Origin of the sequence: Dietzia sp. DQ11-44 (assembly GCF_014145205.1) — a bacterium.
Lineage (GTDB): Bacteria > Actinomycetota > Actinomycetes > Mycobacteriales > Mycobacteriaceae > Dietzia > Dietzia natronolimnaea.
In genome coordinates this window covers 1-1,705 of sequence record NZ_JAALEC010000460.1, presented here as the reverse complement: position 1 = coordinate 1,705, position 1,705 = coordinate 1, and the positions used below count along the sequence as shown (strand labels likewise).

Here is a 1,705-nt window from a genome sequence, read left to right as displayed (position 1 = left end):
CGAGCACGGCGGAGGCGCGGGACCCTTCGGCCCTGGTGGGCCGTTCGGCCCGGGCGGCCCGTTCGGGCCCGGTGGACCTTTCGGCCCGGGCGGCCCGTTCGGCCCGTTCGATGAGGGACGTGGGATGCGGCGCGGCCACCAGAGGCGACGACGACGAGGGGACGTCCGACGCGGCACGCTCCTGCTATTGGCCGAGGGACCGCGGAACGGCTACGGGATCATCCGCGAGCTCGCCGAGCGCAGTGGCGGCACGTGGCGCCCCAGCTCGGGCGCGGTCTACCCGGCCCTGTCTCTATTGGAGGACGAGGGCCTCATCGGTCCCGCGGAGGACGCCGGACCCAAGCACTACCAGCTCACCGACGCCGGTCGCGTCGAGCTCGAGACACTCGCGGACCGCCCCGCCCCGTGGGACGACGCCACCGAGGAGGCCACCTCCCGACTGGGCGGGGACGCCGACCTCTGGAAGGCGTTCGGCGAGGCCGCCATGGCGGTCCGGGCCGTCGTCCAGACGGGCGACCCGACCACCAGCACCGCGGCCACCGAGGAACTGGTCGCGCTACGCAAGCGTCTCTACGGGTTGTTGGCCGACGCCGGCGACTGAGCAGCGGCCGGTCACCCCACCCCGTTGTCGGCCAGAAAGCGTCGAAGTTCGGAGGTGCCGGTGACGATGTTGAACGCCTGGCATCCGCCGCGGATGGCGTAGGAGTTCACGCCCACCACCCGACCCGACCCGTCGACGGTGGGCCCGCCGGCCATACCGGGGCTGATGTCGGCGTCGATCTCGTATCCCTCCACCCCCCTCGCGGAGGCCGGCCGCGCGGAGACGGTGCCGGCCTTGAACGACGGGGGCTGGATTGCCTTCTCCTCCGAGACGTCGGCACCGGCGCCGGGAAAGCCGATCGAGGTGACACTGTCGCCCGGTTGCGGGTCCTCCTCGGCTATCGCCAACGCCGGCGGCCGCGAGCCCGAGTCCGTCGCCTCGACCCGCAGCAGGGCCAGATCCCCGTCCTCGAACGGCATCACGTCGGCGACCCGGACAGGGACCCAGTCCGTGATGGTGGCGCCGTCGATGTCGGGCTGACCGGCCATCACCCGGACCTCGACCACGGCCTCCAGGGATCCTTCGTCGGCGACGTCGTGGTCGTCGAGGTAGGAGGAGATCACGACGTCACGGCCCTCATCCCGGCCGACGCAGTGCCCGGCGGTGATGATCTCCCCGTCCTCGCCGGCCATCCACCCCGTGCAGGTCCGTACCGCCGTCACCTCGGTGGACCGGACGTCGTCCCCCTCCCCCTCACCCGGGTCGAGGACGTACCCGGAGACGGTGGTCATGAGGAACACCACCGAGTCGTCGAGTTTCTGCGGATTCATGGACGTCGGTTCCACCGCGGGCGAGGTGGATTCGATCACCCCGGGGACGTTCTGGCCGGCCGGGGGGTTTCCGCCGCCGCCCTGGACGCACGCCGTCGCGGTGGCCACGAGCATCACCGCGAGCGGCAATGCGGTCGTCAGTCGTTGGTTCATGGCGGCTTCCTTAGCCATATGAACAGATCTTCATGTTCTGATGTCGTGAACGTTACTCCGCCCGCGAACGTCCTACCAGTGATGCCCGCTATTCACAGGCGACCCCGTCGTTGTCGCGGTCCAGCTTCGGCGCGTACCCCGGCTCGCCCCGCATGAGCGGGGCCGCGCCTGCCGCGCGTGC

3 protein-coding genes are annotated in these 1,705 nt (G+C 71.1%); 1 reads left to right on the top strand and 2 read right to left on the bottom strand.

Annotation, left to right across the window (positions count from 1 at the left end):
• The coding region (locus G6018_RS11850; RefSeq protein WP_206685266.1) for a PadR family transcriptional regulator at positions 1-601 on the top strand (601 nt) is incomplete at its 5' end.
• An 11-nt stretch (positions 602-612) separates the two neighbouring features.
• On the opposite strand, the gene G6018_RS11845 is transcribed toward G6018_RS11850, so the two are convergent.
• Together G6018_RS11845 and G6018_RS11840 are read right to left on the bottom strand one after the other, a co-directional pair.
• A complete protein-coding gene (locus G6018_RS11845) occupies positions 613-1,524 on the bottom strand; it encodes a serine protease (RefSeq protein WP_182609843.1) in 912 nt (303 codons plus the stop codon).
• A gap of 88 nt (positions 1,525-1,612) precedes the next feature.
• Positions 1,613-1,705 (bottom strand): excalibur calcium-binding domain-containing protein (locus G6018_RS11840; protein WP_182639698.1); only part of this gene is annotated, 93 nt, incomplete at its 5' end.